This is a genomic window from Bacillus sp. SD075 (assembly GCF_017355165.1).
Lineage (GTDB): Bacteria > Bacillota > Bacilli > Bacillales > DSM-1321 > Peribacillus.
In genome coordinates, this window is the sequence record NZ_JADILK010000025.1 from 41182 (window position 1) to 61157 (window position 19976).

The window sequence follows — 19976 nt, forward strand, 5'->3', positions numbered from 1 at the left end:
GCTGATATATACTCCGGTCTCATTGCATCAATATTCTTTTAGCTCCCGCTTTTGGGGAAATTGAGTAAAAGCAGTTATGGTGAGTAAGGATGAATCATTTTGTGAAACATTTGTGAAAATCTCCTGACGTGACTTCGTTTTTTCAATATGAATCCCGAGGTCTTTATACTTGTTGATTATTTGATTATTCATTCTTACCCTCCCTTTCTGCTATACCGTTATCCTTTAACTTCCCATTTACCAAAAGGATAAAACCTGTTTAAACGATTCGATCCAAAAAACAATCAATTGACTTGAATGGTTTGCAGTTGGTGTTCATGCACTTCGTCTTTTTCCACATGTACCTGCACCTTATAAGTTCCCGATTCTTCGAAAGAAACCTTATTTAGATATGTGCCCTTTCCATCTTCTTCAGCTTTGGTGAAATGACTCTCTTCGCTGCCTTCCTTCCACACCTCGAAATTCACATCTGCATTTGTCAGCGGCTTCCCATTCAATTCAACTGTCGCTTCAAAGTTCGAACTGTTTCCTGCCTTTACAGGGTTACTTTGAAACTCGATGGATACATCCGAACTAGGGTGAACCGATGCACCTTCACTTTCATGTTCTGGAACGACAACTTCCTTTTCAGGCATCACATGAAGGCCTTTGGCCGTTACGTGGGAGACTACAATATATTTGCCTTGTTCTTCAAAAGTATACATCACTTGATACATGCCACTTCCAGTATTCTTCCCTTCAAGCATTTCCCGTTTGTCCTGTCCGGACTTTCTCACTTCAAATAGTACCTCATCAGCTTCATTCATCAAATGGCTACCCTGTTTCACGGTCGTTTCAAGAATGACTTCCTTTCCAGGTCCTAATTTCCCTTTAATGGCAATTGATGCATCCATGGATTCTGGAACAGCACTGTTCACTTCTTTATCCTCAGGCATTTCAGACTCTTGACATCCGGTCAGCATAACCATCAACAACGCAGTACACATATAGAGTTTTTTCATAAGAACTTTCCTTTACTATTTATTAGACTAGAAATCTGTCCTTTTCATATTGCCCATCCTTTCCTTTTTTTAGATTTTTATACATCATTTAATATCAAGTGGTTCGCATCACGGTGACTGAAGTCAGCATGGCCACCGCGATGATTGTTAAAAATGAATATAAAAAGATTGAAGTCCCCACAATGCCCAGTCCGCAAAGCAGGACACATCCATCAATGAAAAAAATCAGGAAACCTACATTGAGTCCGCTCTTACTGGAAAGGATCTGTGCCAGCATATCCGTTCCGCCTGTAGAGGTCCCATACCGAAGCATCAAGCCGATTCCAAGTCCAATCAACCCTCCCCCGATTATCGCACTTACATAGATCGGAATATTCCAACCGGTGACAGCGTCGGAAAAAATATCGATGCAAAAAGAGGAAAAAAGCAAGCCATGCAAGCTGTTAAAAAATAGTTTTTTTTCAAAGTACCAAGCATATATATATAATGGAATACTACTCAAAATCACACACAGTCCTGTCGGAATTCCTATATAGTAATGAAAAATCAGCCCAATCCCTATCATGCCACCATCCAATAAATGATAAGGTATCAGGAAAAAGTTGATTCCCACGCCTACAAGCATGCTGCCGGCAATGATTGCTGCCATCCTTTCCATGATTTTCATGGCTGTCACCCCCTTCAAATTTCAAACTTGTCTTGATTTCTATAGAATATGTTTAAACCAACCAAAAAATAATGAAACGGACCAATTTTTATGAAACGGCCGATAGTTTTCTGAATATTCTATAATACGATACAATAAAGTAGAGAAAACAGTCAAAAACAGCTAATTATTAGCTCAAACTGATCCTTTACAAGCAATTTACCGGATTTAAGGTGCCGTAAGCTGTTTGACTGAATGATTAACTCTTTTTATAATGAAAGTATTTAAATTAATTAGATTGAGGTGATTTGATGGGGCATTAAAGAATGTTCGTTTTGACGGACGGACGCTGCTTTGCGTAACGGATATGTGCATCCTTTTGAAAAATGCGCACTCCTTCAGACAGAAATTCTTCTATTTCCCGTCTACGCATCGCTAATCAGCATATATTCTCTTTATCACTAAAGGAAATGGGAATTCAAACGGCTGCACAGCCATTTTGAATGAATCCCGAAAATATTCAGCACGGCAAAAAAAATATACTTGTATATTTTAAAAATGTAGGAGGTGTACTCCTTATTCGTCTCGAAGGCGAGTTAAGGGAGACTATTTGGACATAATAAACTTGGTTCTTATTGCCATTTTAATTGCTTTAACAGCATTTTTTGTAGCTACGGAGTTTGCGATTGTTAAAGTGAGAAGCACAAGGGTCGATCAATTAATTGAAGAAGGAAAGCCGAATGCTCTTTCAGCAAAAAAGGTCATATCGAACCTAGATGAATACCTCTCAACATGCCAGCTCGGAATTACCGTTACCGCTCTAGGGCTTGGGGTGCTTGGAGAACCGACAGTTGAAAACATTTTGCACCCACTCTTGAATCAATTGAATCTCCCAAATTCAGCTTCACATGCACTCTCGGTTGCAATTGCCTTTTCTTTCATTACCTTCATACATGTGGTTGTTGGGGAATTGGCACCAAAAACATTGGCAATTCAAAAAGCGGAGCAAGTAACTTTATTGGTTTCCAAACCTTTAATTGGTTTTAACAAAATCATGTATCCATTCATCTGGGTACTGAATGGCTCTGCAAGGACGCTTACAAGAATGCTAGGGTTAAAAGCAGTTTCAGAACATGATTTGGCTCACACAGAAGAAGAGCTGCGTATCATTGTTTCCGAAAGTTACAAAAGTGGCGAAATTAACCAATCAGAGTTTAAATATGTGAATAAAATTTTTGAATTCGATGATCGGATTGCAAAAGAAATCATGGTTCCGCGTACGGAAATTGCCACGGTATCCAAAAATGATACGATCCAGCAGTTTTTCACCGTTATGGCGGAAGAGAACTTTACACGATATCCTGTCATTGATGGTGATAAAGATCATGTTATCGGAATGGTCAATATCAAAGAGCTATTCACTGAAATGATAGACAAGAACAATCAGGCAGCGTCAACGATCGACCGATATGTTCGTCCGATCATCCGTGTCATTGACAGTATCCCGATTCACGATTTACTTTTAAAAATGCAAAAGGAACGGATCCATATGGCTATCCTCATGGATGAATACGGCGGGACGTCAGGTTTGGTGACCGTTGAAGATATACTTGAGGAAATCGTTGGCGATATTCGAGATGAGTTCGACCTGGATGAAGTGCCGGATGTCCGCAAATTAAAAGAAGATCACTATATCATCGATGCCAAGGTATTAGTCAGTGAAGTGAATGATTTACTTGGATTGGATATCAATGATGAGGATATTGATACGATGGGCGGATGGATCCTTACCGAGGATTATGAGGCCAAACAAGGTGATATCCTGGTTTATGGTCCCTATAACTTTAGGATAAAAGAAATGGAAGATCACCATATTCGTTATATTGAAATATACAAACCAGCTAAAGTCGTAAGCGAAGTGAAAGAATTCCCGATAATATCACAAACCGAAATCGTGTCATGATAATGACCCCCGCTCCTAAAAAACTAGGAGCGGGGGTTATTTTTTTCCAACTGGTACATCAAATAAAGTAAACACATATTATATTAAACCTGCTGAATTTAACATTGAATGATTAGATGAAGTATAGTTCTACCTTTATTGTTTCATACTGTTAAAAAAGCAATACTTTTTGAAGGAGTGAGGAAACATGAAACTCATAACCATTTGCCAACACTGCAAAGGAAAAGGGAAAACCCGTTATCTGCAATTCTTTTCCCGGGACTGCAATCATTGCAACGGTCAAGGTAAAGCGGTAAAAGATATGTCAAATTTAAGAAATCAGGCAAAAAACATCTAATACTCTTTCATATTTTGAAGTTGGATTTGATGACACCTGCCCTCTTTAACGTATCATAAACGATCAGTATCGAAGGTCCAAGGAAAAGCCCAATGAAACCAAGCATTTTAAATCCCAAATAAAGGCTGACCAACGATGCCAATGGGCTCAATCCCATATTTGCTGAATAGATTTTCGGTTCGATGGTCCTTCTTATGATGGTAATGACCAGAAATAGGATGATGAGGCCAACTCCTAGATGATGGTTTCCTTGAGCCCAAACAATCGCTGCCCAAGGAACCAGTACAGATCCCGTCCCCAAAATAGGTAGAATGTCCACAACTACTATTAACAGTGCCAATGGAATCGTATACTTCACATTTAGCAACCATAGTCCTCCATAAGCCATGATGAACGTGATTAAACTCAATAGGATTTGTGCCTTGATGAAGCCTACGGCTGCCATACTTAAATCTTGATAAACTAGCGAAATCTTTTGATAAGTGGATGTTTTTAAGTAAAGGACCGCCTTTTTTCTTAACTTCGGCAATTCAAGACTAATTAAGAATAAGGCGATTAAATAAATTAAAAAGTCAATGAAAAATCCGGGAATGAATGTAACGAACTGAACCATACTCTGAACAAATCCCTCTGTGAACCCCTCTAAAGCCCTGACTCCCTTTTCCATCGTTTGTTCTATTGATTGAATGAGATTTGGCGGCAACGTTTGGGAATACCGTTCCCATTGCCTAATGACTGGCAATATAGCCGTCAAATAAACTTCACGTATGAAACCAGGAAATTCTTCCGAATAGACAATGACCTTTTTGATTAATACCGAAAAGGAAAAATAAGTGATGCTCATAAGCCCGCCTACATATATAACAAATGAAATCAATACTGCCCAAAACCGATGCAGCTTCGCCGTTTCACCAATCATGCGGACCAATCCATCCAAAATAATGGCGGTGAACAATGCTAAAATCAAGGCCCATGAATAGGGAATGACGATTACTATGCCTAAAAGGAGTATACCCCTACAAAACCAGCGGAAAAAGACGGCGACATTCACTGAACAAACCCTCCTTGCGCTTTCTTGTTCTCCTTATATTTATGAATTGGAGTCACATATATTTCGCTTATACGTTTTATTTTCTCAATAAGGGGAAAAAGAGATAAAAAGAGATGGAGGGATGGACATTGGACAATAAAGATAAGGAAAAGTATCTGGAGGAGCGGAATGATAAATCCAAGGCATTCAAGAAAAATCAGGAGAAACAGCTGGAACGTGATCAAGTAGTCATGCCCATTGATGATTTACCAATTGATGAAATTAAATATGAACGACAAGAAGAATGTAATAAGAAAGAAACAAAACACCGTTCCACCAGCGAGAGGTTATAAACAAAAACCCAGCCACATTAAAGGCTGGGTTTTTTGTTTACAGGATTATATCGCATTCAACTTCATGGTAAGTTGTGGTATTGACCAACCTAGGGAATCCTTTGAATTTTGCTATATCTGTAGAATAAATAGATATTTGCTATCATATATTAAGTGACCTCCTGTCAGTTTAAATATGCTTCAACCCATTCATAGTTCCTGAATCCCCCCTTTCCTGCTCCGCTTCCAAAAATAAACATTGACTGAAATAAATGATTCTTTACAATAGACTTTTAAGAATTAAAGAATATAATGGATTGGTCGACCATTATAAAGGAGAATCATATGACGAACCCTACTCAATTATTTCATCAATATTTACAAGTATCGAGATCATTAGTCAGCAAAATGAATGAACAAATTACAGCCCTTGAAATTTACCATAATCAGTGGACAATCCTGAATTATTTAAAGAACTGTGGATATTCCACAATCCCCGATATTTGCAGTTACTTGGATGTAGATAATGTTATCATCACACGTTCGGTCAACAGCATGGAACAGAATAATATGATTAAACAAGTTCCTGGAAAAGATGAACAGGAAAAGCGAATCGAACTGACCCCCCGAGGCAAAGAGGTACATACAAAATGTCTTAAGATTGCAGAAAAAATCGAAGGAAAAGCCCTGGAAGGCATTACTGAAGAAGAACAGGAAATTTTTTTCCAAACGGTCCTTAAAATCCTCAATAATATAAGAAACTGAACGGGTATCTTATATTATTGAGAAATAAGTGTGAATCAAGGCCTTTTCCTTATTCTGTCGTCGCGCCAAGCTATAGCCATGCCATTTTTAAAAGCCGGATTCCAGCTTCAATTTCCCTTTCGGTTAAACCACCGTACCCAATCAAAATAGTCGGATCCTTCACATTCTTTGAATGATAAACCGAAGTTGGGTAGATTTTAACCCCAAAACTGGCAGCCTTTCGAATGAGCTCTGCCTCACTGCTGCCGTTTTTCACTTTTAAAAGGACGTGCAATCCTGACTTTTCACCGATTACGGCTACACGATCATGAAGACTCTCTTCAATTGCATTCAGTAGCACCTTATTCTTTTTACGATAAATCGTTCTCATTTTATTCAGATGGCGTTCCCAATGGCCATTTTTCATAAAAAGACAGAGCGTTTCCTGAATCAATCTGGAAACGGTCTGTTTATATCCCTTTAACTTCTGCTGATAGCGGCCAGCCAACTCCATGGGTAACACCATGAATCCCACCCTGATTGATGGAATGAGCGACTTTGAAAACGTACCTAGGTAGATGACCTTTCCATTTGTGTCCAACCCCTGTAAGGACGGAATCGGTTTGCCTGCATGTCGGAATTCCCCGTCATAATCATCTTCAATAATATACCCCTTTTTTTCCTCTGCCCAATTCAGCAATTCAACCCTTCTAGTTATCGGCATGATCATACCGGAAGGAAATTGATGGGAAGGGGTGACATAAGCAACATTCGCTGCACTCTCTTTCAAGGAGTCCACATTCATGCCACTTTCATCCAAGGGTATGAATGCCATATTCGCCCCCTCTAACATCAGTACCTCACTTACTCGATGAAAGCCAGGGTCTTCCAACCCAAATATCCGCTCATTTCCAAGAAGTAACCGCAGCAGGTGGATGAAATACTGGGTACCCGCCCCAATGATGATTTGATCTGCCCCACAGCGAACTCCTCTCGATTGAAATAGATAAGATGAGATCTCAGCCCGGAGCCCCCATTCCCCTTGAGGATCTCCACTCATGAACATTTCCCTTTCCTGTAGATATAACGTTTTATTCAAGCATTTTTTCCACACTCCATGTGGAAAGGAATCCACGTCCACCCTTCCATGATTGTAATCTATATCATTTCTTTCATTCGGAGGGCCCATCCTCCCTTCTGGTACAGGCAAAGGCTCATTTAAAGAGGAGATCGGTTCTAAATCGGCTACGTAATAACCTTTCCTTAATTGACTTTCCACATATCCTTCTGCAATCAACTGCTGATAAGCCGTATCCACTGTATTCAGGCCTATTCCTAAATGCACAGCTAGTTTTCTTTTAGAAGGCAGTTTCATTCCGGCCTTTATCTGTCCATTCTTGATTTCCTTTATAAAGCATTTATACAATTGGACATATAAAGCTTCTTTATTCATTTTATCTAAGGTTAGAGTGATTTCAAACATTTGGCCCTCCTTCAAACTGGTTCCATAAATTATATCAGTATTGGTCCTTATTGCAGGACCAGAATATTTTTATAATGAAGATATCAATCAATAGGAGGAGACTATGGAGCATATCAAATTATTCGGGAAACACGTGATACTTGCCCCGATGATGGATCATCATATCGAACCGTTATACGCCGCTTCCCTGCCTTCAGAAATATGGGAATGGAGCGCCACAAAAATTTTGTCATATGAAGACGCGATTTCCTATGTAAAGGAAGGCATTCGAGCAAGGGAACAGGAACTTCATCATCCATTTGTCGTTATTGATCATTTTGATGATACGATAGTTGGCAGCACAAGCTTAAGAAATATTCAATTTCATAACCAATCCCTGGAAATCGGTGCGACTTGGTATCACCCCGACAAATGGCGAACGGCTATTAACACAGAATGTAAGTACCTACTATTGCAGCATGCTTTTGAAAGGTGGCATATGAAACGGGTCGAATTCAGGACGGACGAATGCAACAAAAGATCTCGTAAAGCAATAACCAGGCTCGGCGCCCTTGAAGAAGGCATTTTGAGGATGGAGAAAAAACTGCAAGATGGTAGGATACGGAACACGGTGGTCTACAGTATCCTCGAAAATGAATGGCCAAGTGTGAAGCGGAATTTGGAAGCTTTTTTGGAAAGGTGATGATGAGAAAAAGAGTGCCATTGTTTTTTGCACTCTTTTTCTCGCTGCTATTTTCCACGCGAGTCTTTATGAATTTTCGATAAAGGATCCTTTTGCCTTTTCGTTGATCGAAGGAATATGAAAACACCAATCGCAAATAAAAATGGCATTATTAAAGTAAAAAGAAGATAAATCATATCTCCAAAGAACAAGTTCATTCCCGCTAAGTAATGCGAAGCACCGTTCAGCTTGGATGATCATTGCTTAGTCTAAACTTTGTGACAACCGAATCATATCCTGACACTGAATCCCATTTTCATAAATGGCTTCTGAATAGTTTCGATTAAAAAAATCCCGATCGACCCCAGTTATTCTAAAACCGCATTTTTGGTAAAGGGCAAGCTGCCCTATTCCCGAATTTCCCGTGCCTATTTCAATCGTTTTATATCCCTGTTCCCTTGCATGGCCTATGGCGTGTTCAATCAATTGCCTTCCGATTCCTTTTCCATGTTGCCGTTCATCCACCGCAATGTTCATTATCTCTATCAGTTTTGGACCTTTTTGCAATAAAACATAAACACCGATCATTCGCTTATCACGAACGGCAACAAAGCACGTTCCGCTTCCCAAGTATTCCTCGACCAATTCCCTTGAAGGATCTGCCAGAAGCAATAAATCCATCGGCGGTGGCTCATTCATGAATAATTCCCTTATCTCCATCTCCATCCAAACCTTTCTCAGTTTAGTTCTTCTACAAGAAGTCCAACCAACTCCGTTGCAGGAAGTTCCCTGCTCAACTTATACCCCTGTCCTGCCCACAAAGCCATCAATTCAGGGTTGTTTTTTTGTCCAGCCGCTTTTCGCATTTGCTTTGTCATATGATGGATATAAGGATAGGCGACTGGTGCAACACTATCATATTCCGTCAAAAAGTGATTCACCAACCCGCGTGCCCTCCGGCCGCTGAAGGCTCGGGTAACAGCTGTCTGAGTAAATCGGGGATTTCCTAGAGCTGCCTTATGGACGGGACTTGCCCCGCTTTCTGGACAGCGAAGGAAAGCAGTTCCCAATTGTGCCGCTGTTGCTCCTGCTTTAAGCACAGCAGCGATATCCTTTCCATGCATCAGACCGCCCGCCGCAATGATCGGTAAGTTCAACTCCCCTTTTATTATCCGTATCAGTACTAAAAGGCCGTAATCATCTTCTGTACAGTTTTCAAAGCTGGCTCGGTGACCCCCTGCTTCAACCCCTTGTACACATAGAACATCCACGCCTGCTCCCGCCGCCCTTTTTGCTTCCGAAAGGTTGGTTACTGTCACGGCTATAAGGGAACCGACATCTTGGAGTTCTCTTATTACCTCTTCCGTTGGACATCCAAACGTAAAGCTGACGACAGCGATTCTAGCCTCCTTCAATACATGTAGTTTATTTTCCCAATCATCATCATCACGAACGGCTTTTCCAATCTTGGTCCCAACGCTCTCGGCCTCTTTTTCGATCTTTTCACGATAGGCAGATAATATCTTTTCATCCACCGCCTCGTTGCTTGGTACAAATACATTCACACCAAAAGGACGCTCAGTCAACTGACGGGTCTGCCCTATCTCGTCCTTCATCTCTTCTGCAGTCTTATAGCCAGCTGCGAGAAAGCCCAATCCTCCTGCATTGGATACTGAAGCGGCAAGCTTCGGAGTGGAAGCTCCTCCTGCCATAGGTGCTTGAATGATTGGATATTTCATTAACTCTTTCAACATTCCATACAACTCCTTTTGAATTTTCTTCATGCCCTTATCATTTTTACGTTTTCTTGGTATAATAATTATCTGTAAGAGAAAAGTGTCTAAATGATCACCCTTTATATCTTGCAAATATAAAACACAGGTGGTAAAAAAATGGAAACAAAACCATATAGAGTATTACTTTATTATTTGTATGTACCCATCGAGAATCACGAAGAATTCGCAGCCGAGCATCTTGCGGCATGTAAAGCCCTTGAATTGAAAGGCCGTATCTTGGTGGCATCAGAAGGGATCAACGGAACCGTTTCAGGTACGATCGAACAAATAAACCAATATATGGACATGATGAAAAGCGATTCCCGCTTTGCCGATATCGTGTTTAAAATAGATGAAGCTGACGGCCATGCTTTCAAAAAAATGCATGTTCGCCCACGTAATGAACTTGTCACGCTTCGTTTGGAAGAAGACATCAACCCGAACCGGACGACAGGCGAATATTTGAGCCCGAAGGAATTCTTCGAGCAAATGCAAGATGAAAATACCATCGTCCTTGATGCCAGAAATGACTATGAATATGATTTAGGACATTTCAGGGGTGCAATCAAGCCAGAGATCACGAATTTCCGTGAACTTCCGGATTGGGTTCGGGAAAATAGACAAATGTTCGAAGGCAAAAAAATCCTTACGTATTGCACCGGCGGTATCCGCTGTGAGAAATTCTCAGGCTGGCTTGTCGAAGAAGGCTTTGAAGATGTAAGCCAGTTGCATGGCGGCATCGCAACATACGGGAAGGATCCCGAAGTCCAAGGTGAGCTTTGGGATGGCCAAATGTATGTATTCGATGAAAGGATTGCCGTACCTATCAATCAAAAGGAACACATTATTGTCGGACGCGATATTTATTCCGGCGAGCCTTGTGAACGCTATGTCAATTGCGCTAACCCTGAATGCAACAAGAAAATCCTTTGCAGTGAAGAGAATGAGCACAAACATATGCGCAGCTGTACTCATGAATGCCGAGTGCATCCGCGTAACCGCTATGTAGTCGAGCATAACCTTTCTGAAGAAGAAGTGGTTGAGAGATTACAGCTAATCGAAGAAACCCTAACAGCAAAATAATAAAGCAAACCCGAATCAGTGGACATGATCCCTATTCGGGTTTTTTTACCCATTCAAACCAAATCTTATTTTCCAATATTAAAAATATGTCATGGACTTCATCCGACTGCAAAAAATTACCTATTATCTTTCAATACCATGTGCCGCTAATGCAATATTACTTACTCTTTTAATTCTATATCACAATAGAAAAAGCCTTCTTAAAACGTAAAAAGAATGAATTCATCCTTAAGATTTTTGCGGCCAGCTGTTTTCCCTTCAATGAAAAGAGCGATTCCTCTTTAGAAGAATCGCTCTAGCATCATTAATATTATTTTCCCTCTGCACTTACAACAATCCCGCAAGCTTGCCTATCGCCTGCATCACCGGTTTTCAAGGTATCTTCATCCGGTCCTTTTTCTCCATTGGCTTCATAACGGTCAGGAATATTGGCAAAGTTATCTGGATTCGCATGAACGATTACAGCCAACTCTTCTTTCTTAAGTTGGTCTATTGTCATGTTATCCAATGTTGCCGTATAGTGGGCTGTCCCATCTTCTTTTACATATAGAGGGGGCATATCCCCTGCATGTTTAGAGTGCGTTTCATCAGTTGGATTGAAGTGTCCTCCCGCTGTAGTGAAAGGGCCATCCTTGGCATCTGGCTCACATGCTGCATTTTCGTGAACATGGAATCCATGATAGCCTGGCTCAAGGCCCTCCAAAGCTGTCTCGATCACTACAGAATTCTCTTCAGCGGTAAAGTTTACCGTCCCAAGTGTTTTACCTTCTACATCCTTAACTTCCGCTTTCACCTGCGGATCGACCTCTGTATCTGTTCCTAGTCCCACTGTATTCATGTCCTCGACATTCTTGTCCGCCTGATTTGAATCATCCGCTGAATTACATCCATACAGTAAAAAGGCAGTACACATAGGCAGTATAAGTTTCTGTTTATAGTTCATGATAAATTCCCTCACTCTCTTCTATGTATTTCCTCTTATTACTTTCCACTATTATGGAAGAATAAACAGAAAGCGGGATAAATAGGCAAATAGATTACACCAGTGAGAGTGGACACCTTACTAAATTCACAGACAAGGATTTTACAATATAGCCTAATGGGCTCACACTTTACAAAGTGATGACCCCTAAAGTAATGGCTGCGATCGTCATGATGATGGTGGTCCCAAACGCCCATTTAAACAGGAATTTTTGGTGATCGCCAAAATCCACGCCTACAAGGCCAATCAATATGAATGTTGCAGGCACCAATGGCGATAATGGGAACCCTGCGGTCGAATGGCCTAATAAAGCCGCCCTTCCGATTTCTACAGGAGCAATACCGAAGTTCGATGCCGTTTCACTTATTATTGGTAGAATGCCAAAGTAATAGGCATCAGGTGAAAAAATGAACCCCATCGGAATGCTTGTCAGCGCTACCACAAGTGGCAAATGTGCCCCGAGCCACTCCGGGATGACAGTTACGATTGAAGCAGCCATCGAGTCCATCATCTTTGTTTCTGTGAATACACCCGTAAAAATCCCTGCTGCGAAAATGAGTGTACAGATCATCACGAAACTATTGGCATGACTTAAAATCCTTTCCTGCTGTTCTTTTGGGTTCGGGTAGTTAACGAATAGTGCAATCGCAAAAGCGGTGGCAAATAAGATTTGGATCGGCAGCACCTCCATCACCAGCAAAATCATCAGTAAAATCGTCAAGAACCAATTAAACCAAAAATGCTTGGATGTTCCTCCAGATGCAGTTTCAACTGTGGCAGCCTGTTCACCCATACCAGGTTGCATGTTCGTCTCCAGGGAGCTGACCCCTAATCTCTCCCTTTCCTTTTTGCCAAGTATATATGCCGAAAAAAGCGTCCATAAAAGACCGCAGATCATAACCGGAATGAGAGGAATGAATAACTCCGATACTTCAACCTGAAGGCTCGCGGCCGCCCTGACCAAAGGACCTCCCCAAGGAATCATATTCATGACGCCTGCGGCTAAACCAACGACACAGGCCAATACTAGCCGGTTCATCCCTAATTTGATATAAAGCGGCAGCATGGCTGATACGGTGATCATGAATGTGGAAGAACCGTCTCCGTCCAAACCTACCAACATGGTTATAATAGCGGTTGCCATGACTACCTTTAGCGGATCTCCTTTTACAAAACTGAGTATTTTAGCAATCATGGGCTCGAATAAACCAACGTCAATCATTAAACCAAAATACAGAATAGCAAAAACGATCATGACTGCTGTCGGAGTCACCTTTAAAATACCTGCCACCATCATATCTCCCATTTCCGAGGCAAAGCCACCAATCAAACCAAAGGCTATCGCAGTGAAGATAAAAGCGACAACCACTGATAAACGCTTTGTGATGACTAAGACCAGAAACGTTAAAATCATGCAAAATCCTAAAATCGTCAACATGTTAAAAACCCCTTTAAATGGAAAAGTGAACACCTTTCATTTTTTTATTTTTCTGAAAAATCAATATTTTCACATTATACCATCTGCACATTCATTAAAAAACCAGTAATACAAATTCGTTTAATAAATTAGTTAAATTATGTATACTATTATTTAGGAACCCGAAGTTCTTTTTCGGAGGAAAGAAGTGTTGTATGTAAAATGAATGCTCATAAAATAGCTAAACGGAATCTTTTCATCATGTGGTTTGCTAATTTCTTCATAGGCGGGAGCATGACGATGGTTCTCCCATTCATATCCTTATACATTGGTACATTCGGGGATTATTCGACTCAATATATTCAGCATTGGTCCGGATGGACATTTGGAATCACTTTTGTGACTGCCTTTTTATTCTCTCCCATTTGGGGACGAATTGGTGATCGATACGGGAGAAAGAAAATCTTGATTGCCTGTGCCTTTGGGATGGGACTGTCCATTTTCCTGATGGGGTTCGTTGAAAATGTTTGGCAGCTATTCGTCTTAAGGATGTTCACTGGAATATTCACTGGCTTCATTTCCATATCACAGGCCTTCATATCAACGCAAACCCCAAAAGAAATTGCCGGACGCGTCCTGGGAACCTTGCAAACGGGAAATATAACCGGTTCCCTTTTCGGACCATTGCTTGGCGGCCTGCTTGCAGACACACTCGGCTATTCAACCGCCTTTAAATTCACCTCCATCACCATTTTCATCTCTGGACTTCTTGTTTTTGCGACTAAGGAGTATCAAATGGAACGGCAAAAGGGAACAAAGTCGAGCTATTCAAGCAGGGAGGTTCTCTCGCATATCTTAAGGAATCCCATCCTGGTGAATGTCATGCTCATTTCGACTCTTGTTCAAGTTGCCCACTTCAGCATTCAGCCCATTCTTTCTTTATACGTTGGCGAGCTGCACGGAACTTCCAATCTTGGATTTTATTCAGGTATCGCCTTTTCTGCAGCAGGTCTGGGGAATTTATTGATGGCGCGTCACTGGGGCAAGATAGGTGATCGGCATGGACATGTGAAGATTCTTGTTCTGCTTCTTTTTCTGACTGCTACAGTCTACTTTCCCGGTGCCTTCATCAATCATTTTTGGCAGCTTGTTTTGGTACGTTTCATACTTGGCATGGCAATAGGCGGCATCATCCCTGTAAGGATTGCCTACATTCGTCAAGAAGCTCCTGTTGCCATGCAGGGGGAAGTACTTGGGTACAATACGAGCCTGCGATTTTTAGGCAATATCATCGGACCTGCGATGGGCGGAATGGTTGCTGGTTTCTACGGATTCTCCGCCGTATTCGTCACGACCAGCACGTTACTCCTCATAGCCGGACTTGTCCTCTACTTCGCGATGCACCGCAATCCGGAGTTGGCCAGATCACACTAATCACACTTTTGCAAGAAAGCCTGCTTCCAGATGGGAGCAGGCTTTCTCATGTTTAATGCTCATACAGCTGTAGAGCTGGTTACCTCTGGAACTGGATTTCGTTTCGGTCGTATTCCGATACAGGCAGTGAGGCCAAAAACGAACAAGAGTCCTGCACACATGAAAAAGGAATATTGGAAACCAGCTGTGCGGACACGGATTTTTCCACGAATAACCCTGTTATATATGGACCCACAATCCCCCCAATGAGGCAATGGCCATGAACCACCCTTGAATTTTCCCTTGATGTCTTTTGGAGATAAGATTGACTAACAAAGTCGGTCCGAGAATTAAGGTGATGCATCCAAATGTCAATCCTAAAGAAAGCAGTCCGACAGCCAGTATATCCTTGAAACCATGGTTCCAAGGATATAGCATACAGATCCTGCTATCATGACCGGCCCGAGTACGAATACCCTGGAACGGATGATACTGTTCGTCTTGCTGTACAGCCTATCCGATACAAAGGAAAAGAATAACTGAGATAGTGTGATTAAAATCCATGGAACTGTTACGGCAAAGCTTAATTGGGCTTCACTGATTTGCCGGACATTAGCCAAGTAATTTGGCAGCCCTTTAGAGGCGGAAGTCATGGCCAGCGAATAGGCCGGACCTTCCCCGGCCCCTAGAATGATTCTGGTTGCCAATAATAATGGGAGACTTTAAACAAAAAAAGTAGAGAGTTGGACTAAAGCCCATATTACGGCAATCACCGTGATGACACGTTGAATTTGATTGATGCCTTCATAAATTTGCATGATTTTTGCATCACGGAAGTACTTCTCTACCGGATATTCTCGAATGAACCTGTAGCCGCCATGAATCTGCACCGCATCCTCAGCTCTCTCATGGCAGTATCAGCAGCGAAACATTTAGCGAAAGAAGCATGCTTCGCAGAATGTATTCCGCTTTCTAATAGAAATGCGGATTTATGAACCAATAATCTTGATGCTTCGATGCCCATCGCCCTATCAGCAAGCATGAATTGGATGGTTTGAAAATTCGCAATCGGCTTTTTGAATTGTTTTCTTTCCTTCGCATAATTTAAAGCGCTTTCATACGCTCCCTGAGCAACGCCCACTGCTTGGGCACCCACCATCGGCCTTGCAAAGGAAAGAGCCTTCATGAAGATCTTAAAACCTTTATTACCTGATATTTGTCATTATAGATCCATGGTTACCCAAGTTATAGGTACATAGCGTACCAAAAGGGTCTCTTCCATTCGTACTTTTTGTATGAATCGATCACACATCATTTGTTCTTATTCACTAAGTTTCAAGTTCAATAATGTAATATACCTAGCAACTAAAAAGTGCCCGTTTCAAATCTTTCTACTCGATTGTCCATCAATATTTTAGAACAACGCTGCAGATTCTTGATGAAACATTTGAGTGGAATGTGAAGGTTGGCTCCTGCCATAAACTGATAAGTATTTTTTCTGCACTTCATCACCCATTAAATTTTGTGTTAAGATTATTTTAGGCAAATTTTATGAAAGTAAAAGACGCAAAGCCACGGGCCTAAACCAACACCTTAGTTGTCATGGCAGCCGGGCTGCCATGATTTTTCTTGACTGGATCACTTTATTATCAATTTCTTGCCCCTTTTTAATTTGCCTAAAATTAAAAGAAGGAGGGTTATATATGTTCTTTCCAACCATTTATTCAGCTGCTACTGATGAGAGACACATAGTTAAAGATAAAAATACTTGTGCATGCGGCACAAGATATAATGTATTCACAATGTTGACCAGAAGCGACCTTCGAAAGATCAGGTTCAAGCATTATAGAGAAGTCACATGTCCTTTATGTAAATCCAGTATCAATGATAAAGAATAGCCTATTAACACCGGGAGGGTTCCTACTCCCAAAACTTTGATAGAGCTGGCCTTTTCACCCTCACCACTTCCATGTATGTTGAAAAGGGAAGTTATTGTTCCGGTAAATAAAAGCCATTTTCCCAGGCCTGCTTATGCTGACCCAGATTACACACAAAATCGGCATAAAAAATGACCCTGTCAAGGTCTTTTATCATGGCCATGTAAAGTGAATGAGCGGTGGAATATAGCTGACTCGATTGATATAAATCATGCAGCTTATAAGCGATCATAAGATTCAATCGCGTTTCTGCATCTTCTAAATCCATATCCAGAATGTCATGGATCCGTTCCAATCGGTAACGCAATGTAAATGCACCCATTGCCTTATTCGCTAAATGAATCATTCCTACAGTCTTAAGATTCACTACCAACGGAACCGACAACTGAAGACCACCCGATTTTTCAAAGTATGGGAAATAGGCATGTAATTCATTCTCCCCCTTGACCATGATCGTTTCCTCCAGTTTTGGAGTGCCCATCGAAGGGCTTTGCAAATGAAAACAGTTTTCCGATTCATCGTATAAATAAATTGAGGCTGCTTCAGCCTTGGTTCCTTCACATGATACCTCAAGCACCTTTTGCACCAATTCTTCCATCGACGAGCCTGGTGTCACATTTTCATTGACCCAACTGATACTGCTTAACTTCCTTTTCCTTCGCGAGCTGTATGGCCACTGCTACATCTTTTCCAAATTCAACAAAAATCCGCTCCACTTCAGAAATCAAAGGAACGAAATTATGAAAACCGATTATACAGAATCCATAGCTGACCCCCTCATCCTTTAAAGGAACAGTGAACCAAGTTGAAATCATTTCATTCTTCATCAATTTATGGAATTCACAATTGAGGCTGCTTTCCTTTTTCCTAATATCCCATCCTTCTTCGAGTATTTCCGGGGAACATTCACTAAGACGAATGGGAAAAGAATCTGCAAAATGCGGCGAACCGCCTTTCCATACTTTTGGATATAAACGATCATCATCTCTCAATACGATTGCCACAAAGTCCCATGAAAATTCCAATTGAAATGATTTCACCGTAAAATCCAATGTTTCTTGGATCGTATCGAATTTCACTAAATTTCTTGCAGTCAGTCTTAAATGATTCTCAATCTTTTCCACTAGTTTCGTTCTTTTCTCACTCTTATTATTGGAGTAACCCCCATTTTCATCCATAATAAAAGAATAACACATTTAAATGCAGAAAAATCTGAATCATAAAGCGAAAGCCTTTCAGAAGCTTTCGGAAATTTTTCCGCCCCTTCTTGTTTCCCCTCGTCATTTCTTGAACACTCCCTTTAGGCATTTTACCTTCATTCTCGAATGAGAAGAAATGAATATCCCTCTACTTGTTTATTTCACCCATATAGATAGAAAGAAGGGCACATGCTATAATTTAGTACGTTAAAAAAAGAATCTAACACACATATATAAAAGAAAGAAGGAGTGTTTCTTTGACAGCTTCATTCAAACAGGAATGGTTCGGGAACGTTAGAGGAGATGTCCTCTCGGGAATTGTCGTTGCCTTGGCATTGATTCCGGAGGCGATTGCCTTTTCGATCATTGCTGGCGTTGACCCAATGGTTGGCCTATATGCCTCATTCTGCATTGCCATCGTCATCTCTTTTGTCGGTGGAAGGCCGGGAATGATATCGGCTGCCACTGGCGCAATGGCACTCGTCATGGTCGACCTGGTTAAAGATCAGGCTTGAACTATTTACTTGCCGCAACAATATTGACTGGTTTGCTTCAAATTTTACTAGGTGTTTTAAAAATCGGGAAATTAATGAAGTTCATTCCGAAGCCTGTCATGACTGGTTTTGTGAATTCTTTAGCCATCTTGATTTTCATGGCACAACTCACCCATTTCGTGGGCGAAACATGGATCATGTATGTCATGACAGCCATTTCATTAGCTATCATTTATCTTTTTCCGCTGATCACGAAAGTCATACCTTCACCACTTGTCGCCATCATAATCATGACGATCGTTGCAGTTACCATGGGGGTTACGGTGCGGACTGTAGGGGATATGGGGCAATTGACCGAAGCGCTTCCGATGTTCATGCTTCCAGACATCCCTTTGACCTTCGAAACTTTGGCGATCATTTTCCCTTATTCCATAGCCCTTGCTTTTGTAGGGTTGCTTGAATCGTTATTGACAGCTCAAATAGTCGATGAGATGACTGACACGGACAGTAATAAAAATAAGGAAGCCAAAGGCCAGGGGATATCGAATATCATTGCCGGTTGTTTTGGCGGAATGGCGGGATGTGCGATGATCGGCCAATCCGGCATCAACATTAAATCGGGAGGAAGGGGCCGGCTCTCCACTTTTGTAGCTGGCGCATTCCTTATGGTATTAATCGTGGTATTGAATGATGTCCTTATTAAAATACCGATGGCCGCACTTGTCGCAGTCATGATCATGGTTTCAATCGGGACCTTCGACTGGTCATCCCTAAAGAGGCTCACTAAAGCTCCAAAGTCAGATGCTGCCGTGATGATCGTGACAGTCCTCATTGTCCTTTATACTCATGATTTATCAAAAGGGGTCTTTGCTGGAGTGCTCTTGAGCATGATATTCTTCTCGGCTAAAATTTCTAAAGTGGCTGTAGAGAAAACGGAAGACATCCAGGCTAAGAAAACCATTTATCGTATCAGCGGACAAATATTTTTCGCTTCTGTTCAGGACTTTATTTCAAAGTTCGACTTCAAGGAAAAAGCCGAAGCAATCGTCATCGACTTTTCCCATTCTAAAATCTGGGATGCTTCAGCAGTTGGCGCTATTGATACGATTGTCCTTAAATATCAGCTTATGGGAATACCTGTCCAGATGCAAGGACTCGATGACGAAAGTTCGTTATTGCTTGAAAAACTCGCCACCTCAGAAAGTAAAATTTCTTGAAGAAGTAAAATTCTGCTGAATAGAAACTTTTCAAACCGACAAAATAGATAACATGGATTATTTCCTTTTGAAAGGAGCGAATAGCATGACACCCAAGCAGGATTATACGGCAGCAAATCTGTCACCGGATTTATTGAACGAACTGAAAAGCTTTGAAAGTAAACTTGGCGAGGAAGCCAATAAAGAATTGATTGTCATCGCCTATGAAAAAGAAAAGGAAGCTTTGAATTAAGAAAAAAGACTCAACCATCCTTAATGGTGC

The 19976-nt window shown here is 41.2% G+C and carries 20 protein-coding genes, 2 pseudogenes and 1 riboswitch; of the genes and pseudogenes, 9 read left to right on the top strand and 13 right to left on the bottom strand.

The features are described 5' to 3' along the window. Positions 1-27 precede the first annotated feature (27 nt). The 3 genes from IOC57_RS16320 to IOC57_RS16330 all read right to left on the bottom strand — a co-directional run bounded on the left by IOC57_RS16320 (position 28) and on the right by IOC57_RS16330 (position 1668). Entirely contained in the window at positions 28-192 is a 165-nt protein-coding gene (locus IOC57_RS16320; RefSeq protein WP_207439721.1) for a hypothetical protein, read from the bottom strand. A gap of 92 nt (positions 193-284) precedes the next feature. Continuing rightward, on the bottom strand, positions 285-1001 hold the full coding sequence (locus tag IOC57_RS16325; protein WP_207439722.1) for a FixH family protein: 717 nt from the start codon (positions 999-1001) through the stop codon (positions 285-287). A 94-nt stretch (positions 1002-1095) separates the two neighbouring features. Next, the gene (locus IOC57_RS16330) at positions 1096-1668 is read right to left on the bottom strand and encodes a YitT family protein (protein WP_286184930.1); all 573 of its coding nucleotides are present in this window, start codon (positions 1666-1668) and stop codon (positions 1096-1098) included. Positions 1669-2257: 589 nt separating this feature from the next. Between IOC57_RS16330 and IOC57_RS16335 the strand changes: the two genes are divergently transcribed. Further along, the gene (locus IOC57_RS16335) at positions 2258-3610 is read left to right on the top strand and encodes a hemolysin family protein (protein ID WP_207439723.1); all 1353 of its coding nucleotides are present in this window, start codon (positions 2258-2260) and stop codon (positions 3608-3610) included. Positions 3611-3954: 344 nt separating this feature from the next. On the opposite strand, the gene ytvI is transcribed toward IOC57_RS16335, so the two are convergent. Further along, positions 3955-4998, bottom strand: a complete 1044-nt coding sequence (gene ytvI / locus IOC57_RS16340) for a sporulation integral membrane protein YtvI (protein ID WP_309487718.1) — start codon at positions 4996-4998, stop codon at positions 3955-3957. Positions 4999-5126: 128 nt separating this feature from the next. Between ytvI and IOC57_RS16345 the strand changes: the two genes are divergently transcribed. Together IOC57_RS16345 and IOC57_RS16350 are read left to right on the top strand one after the other, a co-directional pair. After that, positions 5127-5330, top strand: a complete 204-nt coding sequence (locus IOC57_RS16345; protein WP_207439724.1) for a hypothetical protein — start codon at positions 5127-5129, stop codon at positions 5328-5330. Between the two features lie 324 nt (positions 5331-5654). After that, a complete protein-coding gene (locus IOC57_RS16350) occupies positions 5655-6074 on the top strand; it encodes a MarR family winged helix-turn-helix transcriptional regulator (protein ID WP_063232335.1) in 420 nt (139 codons plus the stop codon). 70 nt (positions 6075-6144) lie between these two features. Here IOC57_RS16350 and pdxR read toward each other — a convergent pair whose 3' ends face one another. After that, the gene (gene pdxR, locus IOC57_RS16355) at positions 6145-7536 is read right to left on the bottom strand and encodes a MocR-like pyridoxine biosynthesis transcription factor PdxR (protein ID WP_207439725.1); all 1392 of its coding nucleotides are present in this window, start codon (positions 7534-7536) and stop codon (positions 6145-6147) included. 103 nt (positions 7537-7639) lie between these two features. On the opposite strand from pdxR, the gene IOC57_RS16360 reads away from it, so the two are divergent. After that, the gene (locus IOC57_RS16360; protein WP_207439726.1) at positions 7640-8218 is read left to right on the top strand and encodes a GNAT family N-acetyltransferase; all 579 of its coding nucleotides are present in this window, start codon (positions 7640-7642) and stop codon (positions 8216-8218) included. A 243-nt stretch (positions 8219-8461) separates the two neighbouring features. Here the strand turns inward: IOC57_RS16360 and IOC57_RS16365 are convergent, their stop codons facing one another. Further along, positions 8462-8917 carry a GNAT family N-acetyltransferase gene (locus IOC57_RS16365; protein ID WP_207439740.1) on the bottom strand — a complete coding sequence of 152 codons (456 nt, stop codon included), beginning with the start codon at positions 8915-8917 and terminating at the stop codon, positions 8462-8464. A 17-nt stretch (positions 8918-8934) separates the two neighbouring features. Beyond that, positions 8935-9948, bottom strand: coding sequence for a nitronate monooxygenase (locus IOC57_RS16370; RefSeq protein ID WP_396020849.1), 1014 nt, complete (start codon positions 9946-9948; stop codon positions 8935-8937). A gap of 141 nt (positions 9949-10089) precedes the next feature. Between IOC57_RS16370 and trhO the strand changes: the two genes are divergently transcribed. Then, positions 10090-11055, top strand: a complete 966-nt coding sequence (gene trhO, locus IOC57_RS16375; protein WP_207439727.1) for an oxygen-dependent tRNA uridine(34) hydroxylase TrhO — start codon at positions 10090-10092, stop codon at positions 11053-11055. A gap of 310 nt (positions 11056-11365) precedes the next feature. Here the strand turns inward: trhO and IOC57_RS16380 are convergent, their stop codons facing one another. Both IOC57_RS16380 and IOC57_RS16385 read right to left on the bottom strand, forming a co-directional pair. Then, entirely contained in the window at positions 11366-11998 is a 633-nt protein-coding gene (locus IOC57_RS16380) for a superoxide dismutase family protein (RefSeq protein WP_207439728.1), read from the bottom strand. 169 nt (positions 11999-12167) lie between these two features. Then, the gene (locus IOC57_RS16385; protein WP_207439729.1) at positions 12168-13475 is read right to left on the bottom strand and encodes a CitMHS family transporter; all 1308 of its coding nucleotides are present in this window, start codon (positions 13473-13475) and stop codon (positions 12168-12170) included. A gap of 201 nt (positions 13476-13676) precedes the next feature. Between IOC57_RS16385 and IOC57_RS16390 the strand changes: the two genes are divergently transcribed. Continuing rightward, positions 13677-14888 carry an MFS transporter gene (locus IOC57_RS16390; RefSeq protein ID WP_207439730.1) on the top strand — a complete coding sequence of 404 codons (1212 nt, stop codon included), beginning with the start codon at positions 13677-13679 and terminating at the stop codon, positions 14886-14888. A gap of 48 nt (positions 14889-14936) precedes the next feature. Next, entirely contained in the window at positions 14937-15137 is a 201-nt protein-coding gene (locus IOC57_RS16395) for a hypothetical protein (protein ID WP_207439731.1), read from the top strand. Positions 15138-15244: 107 nt separating this feature from the next. On the opposite strand, the gene IOC57_RS16400 is transcribed toward IOC57_RS16395, so the two are convergent. The 4 genes and pseudogenes from IOC57_RS16400 to IOC57_RS16415 form a co-directional block, all read right to left on the bottom strand. Beyond that, the gene (locus IOC57_RS16400) at positions 15245-15574 is read right to left on the bottom strand and encodes a hypothetical protein (RefSeq protein ID WP_207439732.1); all 330 of its coding nucleotides are present in this window, start codon (positions 15572-15574) and stop codon (positions 15245-15247) included. A gap of 15 nt (positions 15575-15589) precedes the next feature. Further along, positions 15590-16053 (bottom strand): annotated as a pseudogene (locus IOC57_RS16405) (acyl-CoA dehydrogenase family protein). Positions 16054-16398: 345 nt separating this feature from the next. After that, positions 16399-16489: riboswitch (cyclic di-GMP riboswitch) on the top strand. Between the two features lie 367 nt (positions 16490-16856). Further along, the gene (locus tag IOC57_RS16410; RefSeq protein ID WP_207439733.1) at positions 16857-17402 is read right to left on the bottom strand and encodes a helix-turn-helix domain-containing protein; all 546 of its coding nucleotides are present in this window, start codon (positions 17400-17402) and stop codon (positions 16857-16859) included. Positions 17403-17424: 22 nt separating this feature from the next. Next, positions 17425-17982 (bottom strand): GAF domain-containing protein, encoded by a 558-nt coding sequence (locus IOC57_RS16415; protein WP_207439734.1) that lies wholly within the window; start codon positions 17980-17982, stop codon positions 17425-17427. A gap of 278 nt (positions 17983-18260) precedes the next feature. Between IOC57_RS16415 and IOC57_RS16420 the strand changes: the two are divergent. Beyond that, positions 18261-19714 (top strand): annotated as a pseudogene (locus IOC57_RS16420) (SulP family inorganic anion transporter). An 85-nt stretch (positions 19715-19799) separates the two neighbouring features. Continuing rightward, positions 19800-19946 carry a hypothetical protein gene (locus IOC57_RS16425; RefSeq protein ID WP_207439735.1) on the top strand — a complete coding sequence of 49 codons (147 nt, stop codon included), beginning with the start codon at positions 19800-19802 and terminating at the stop codon, positions 19944-19946. Positions 19947-19976: the final 30 nt, after the last annotated feature.